Origin of the sequence: Paenibacillus campinasensis, assembly GCF_002272015.1 — a bacterium.
Classification (GTDB): domain Bacteria; phylum Bacillota; class Bacilli; order Paenibacillales; family Paenibacillaceae; genus Paenibacillus_AQ; species Paenibacillus_AQ campinasensis.
Map to the genome: position 1 here is coordinate 1 of NZ_NPBY01000144.1, position 471 is coordinate 471.

Consider the following 471-nt stretch of genomic DNA (forward strand, 5'->3'; position numbering starts at 1 on the left):
GTAAAAAATCAATGGCTGGGGATATAGGATTCGAACCTATGCATGACGGAGTCAAAGTCCGTTGCCTTACCGCTTGGCTAATCCCCATTATGATTTTTTAAGAAATATGGGGCGATCGATGGGACTTGAACCCACGAATGCCGGAGCCACAATCCGGTGCGTTAACCCCTTCGCCACGACCGCCATATTTAAAGATGTTTCGATTGGCAGGGGCAGCAGGAATTGAACCCACACTAACGGTTTTGGAGACCGCTGTTCTACCTTTAAACTATGCCCCTATAACTGGTGGAGGATGATGGATTCGAACCACCGAACTCGTACGAGAACAGATTTACAGTCTGCTGCGTTTGGCCACTTCGCTAATCCTCCATAAGTGGTGCCGGCGAGAGGACTTGAACCCCCAACCTACTGATTACAAGTCAGTTGCTCTACCAATTGAGCTACACCGGCATATACAATTGTAACTTACAT

The 471-nt window shown here is 47.8% G+C and carries 5 tRNA genes; all 5 read right to left on the bottom strand.

The window, feature by feature from the left end:
* Positions 1-12: 12 nt before the first annotated feature.
* A tRNA-Gln gene (locus CHH67_RS25750) sits at positions 13-87 on the bottom strand.
* Between the two features lie 20 nt (positions 88-107).
* A tRNA-His gene (locus tag CHH67_RS25755) sits at positions 108-183 on the bottom strand.
* Positions 184-204: 21 nt separating this feature from the next.
* Positions 205-278: transfer RNA gene (locus CHH67_RS25760), tRNA-Trp, on the bottom strand.
* Positions 279-283: 5 nt separating this feature from the next.
* Positions 284-369: transfer RNA gene (locus tag CHH67_RS25765), tRNA-Tyr, on the bottom strand.
* Positions 370-374: 5 nt separating this feature from the next.
* Positions 375-450: transfer RNA gene (locus CHH67_RS25770), tRNA-Thr, on the bottom strand.
* Between the last annotated feature and the right edge of the window lie 21 nt (positions 451-471).